This window comes from Nocardia farcinica (genome assembly GCF_029867845.1).
Taxonomy (GTDB): Bacteria; Actinomycetota; Actinomycetes; order Mycobacteriales; family Mycobacteriaceae; genus Nocardia; species Nocardia farcinica_A.
Genome location: NZ_JARWRU010000557.1, coordinates 1 through 2,713, shown reverse-complemented (window position 1 = coordinate 2,713; position 2,713 = coordinate 1). Strand labels below are relative to the sequence as shown.

Annotated in this window: 3 protein-coding genes; 2 read left to right on the top strand and 1 reads right to left on the bottom strand. The window is 64.8% G+C overall.

The window, feature by feature from the left end; translation table 11 throughout:
• Positions 1–66: 66 nt before the first annotated feature.
• Entirely contained in the window at positions 67–291 is a 225-nt protein-coding gene (locus QH283_RS12175; protein ID WP_280503114.1) for a hypothetical protein, read from the bottom strand.
• A 1,137-nt stretch (positions 292–1,428) separates the two neighbouring features.
• Here QH283_RS12175 and QH283_RS12170 point away from each other — a divergent pair.
• Both QH283_RS12170 and QH283_RS12165 read left to right on the top strand, forming a co-directional pair.
• Positions 1,429–1,746 carry a hypothetical protein gene (locus QH283_RS12170; RefSeq protein WP_280503113.1) on the top strand — a complete coding sequence of 106 codons (318 nt, stop codon included), beginning with the start codon at positions 1,429–1,431 and terminating at the stop codon, positions 1,744–1,746.
• Positions 1,747–1,833: 87 nt separating this feature from the next.
• Positions 1,834–2,184 (top strand): hypothetical protein, encoded by a 351-nt coding sequence (locus tag QH283_RS12165; RefSeq protein WP_280503112.1) that lies wholly within the window; start codon positions 1,834–1,836, stop codon positions 2,182–2,184.
• Positions 2,185–2,713: the final 529 nt, after the last annotated feature.

The following is a 2,713-nucleotide window of genomic DNA, read 5'->3' as shown; positions in this document are numbered from 1 at the left end:
CCGGCCGGGCCGCCGCGCGCACCGACCACGGTGACTGCGCGGCCGCAGGGCGGTTCGAGGGGTGGGTCAGCCCTCGTGGGCGGCCAGCTCGACGAGTGTGGCCGCCAGACGGAAGTACTTGTTGGTGCCGAGATCGGCGATGGTCTTGATGCCGAGCGCTTCGAGCAGTTGGGCGTCGTGCTTCTCGGCCAGGCCCGCCAGGGCCGACGGGGGAGCGGCCAGCAGCTCCGCCAGCGTCTTGTCCTCGTACGCCTTGTCGAGCGCCTTGTCCAGAACCACAGGAACAGCCACGTCGGACTCCTTCGTCTCACCAGTGAGCAATACGGCCGCACGAGGGGGCGGCCGGCCGATCGAATACACGGAATCGGTTGTCACACAGGATAGTTTAGGGCACCGCCGGTCGAGGGGAAGGTGACCCACGCCTCGAGCGGGATGGCCGACCCCCTGGACGCACCTGAGATCACCGCAAGCGTCGGCGGCAGCGGCGACGTCGGCACCGCCTGCCCCGGAGGAGGCTGCCGTGGCTGAGCCAACCACGATTCACGGTCACCGCAACGGGATTCGCGGCCATTCCGGCGTCCTGACGCCCCGCTGTGAGGTGCTGCGCCGATTCCGTGCGTCGGCAGGTGCCGCGTCTGAGAATGCGCACGGCGCACCGTCGCCGACCTGCTCGATGGTGCGGCTCGCCACCTTTGGATCGTGAACACCGTGAAGCCGTGTTCAGGCGGAACAGCAGGCGCAAGGTCCGCTCGACCCGGGTGAGGGGCGTATGGCGTAGCCAGTGCATGCTCAGACCCTGGGTGGCGTCCCACGACAGTACCTCGCCTCGTGCGTCGCGATGCCGGCGCGATCACCGGATGAAGGGCCCTTTCGCACACTGCGCGGATATCTGTCACGAATGACAGATCTGTGCGCGAGAGGGGACTTGGTTGTGGATCTAGGCCACCGATGGGGGAGATCCGTGCGGAATACCCCTCTAGCCTAGATTGCTGTTCGGTAACCGTCAACTGGGCTGCGGAACAATCGAATTGAACGAGAGTACTCGGAGTGTGTCCTCGACTCGGGCGGGCCGAGAGGTCGGGGCCTTCGGTCGAGATCGAGCCGCGGTCGCCGCAGCGATCGAGGTCGTCCCAGTGGGGCGACATTCGATATCGGTGACGCCCGACACACTGGGGAACCGATGAGGGTTCGGCCCCGTCGAACCTGATGATCGAATCGGAACGCTGACGCAAAATGTGTTCGAGACCTCGTGGGGCAGGTCCGATGCGCTCGGGACAGCCGACCGCGGTGCGTGTTTCCGCTCGATCATGTTTCGAACCGCGAACGGGAGTCGCGCACCGGTGCGTCGATCGGCGGCAATCTTGGAGGGGAATCACTGCCATGAATCGTTCTCGACTGCTCGCAGCGGCTGCCACGTCAGCCACTGTGATGGCGGCCCTCATCGGCACGTCGGCGCCCGCCCAGGCCGAGGTGTGGGGTGCTTGCGGAGTCTCGTCGTCGGCAGACAAGGTCGTCAGGACATACAGCAAGGGTGTCCTGAAATGTGGAACCCAGGGTTGGGGATACAACCACATCAAGGCCCGGCACCTCACCGAGTGGGAAGGGCTCGCCGCGATCGAGAACAGGAACTGGCGCGATATCGCCGATTTGGCGATCGCAAAGTCTCTGGATGCACCTGAGATCGCCGTAAACGCCGGCGGCGGGAGTACTGCTACTCGGGCCAGATCTACCTGGTCAATCATGTGACAGGCCAGATCGCCAAGACGGTCCAACCCAGCGTTATAGTCGGCAACAGTGGCGACATCATCACCGCCTATCCCGGAGGAGGCTGCCGTGCCTGAGCCAACCACCACCGAACTCATCGAGTCGGTCGTCCAGGCCGGACGGGATTGGACGCTGGGTATCAGCCGGGCCGACCAAGGGCACCTGAACGTCGACTCACGTGGTGACCGCAGACTGGACAGTCCGATCGAGATTGTCTTCACCGCAACGGAACTCCATTCCTATTACCGCAGGATCGCCGAAGAAGCAGAACGCGGAGTGGCCCCGGAGCCACCGTGGGAGTGGTGGATGACACTGATGTCGACCCATTTGATGGAGGCCGTGCACGAAACCGACCGCCGTACTGAGCCATGCGTGATCACGGTCACTGCAACGGGATTCGCGGCCACTCCGGCGTCCTAACGCCCCGCTGTGAGGTGCTGCGCCGATTCCGTGAGTCGGCAAGTGCTGCGTCTGAGAATGCGTCACGGCGCACCGTCGCCGACCTGCTCGGTGGTGCGGCCCACCACCTTTGGATCGTGAACACCGCGAGGCCGTGTTCAGTTGAACAGCAGGCGCGACAGGAAGCCTTTCTGGCGCGCGACCACGCCCGGGTTGCTGCAGGTCCAGGGGGCCGGAAGACGAAGCGTCGGTACAACTGGTGGTGACGCGGTCAGATGATGTCCCCGAGCGACAACTCGGCAGGTGCGGCGAGAGGGTGTGGTTCGCCGGTGAGGTCGGCGACGGCGGTCGCGATTTCGGTGATTGTGGCTTGGACGTAGGTGAGGGTGGTGCCGTTTCGTCCGGTGGGTGAATCGCCCCGGCGGGTCGGGAGACTTCACTTCTTGAGGAAGGATGAAGTCTGTGAGTTCGAGGAAGTACCCGCCGGAGTTGCGTGAGCGGGCCGTGCGGATGGTCGCCGAGGTCCGGGACCAGTACGAGTCGGAATGGG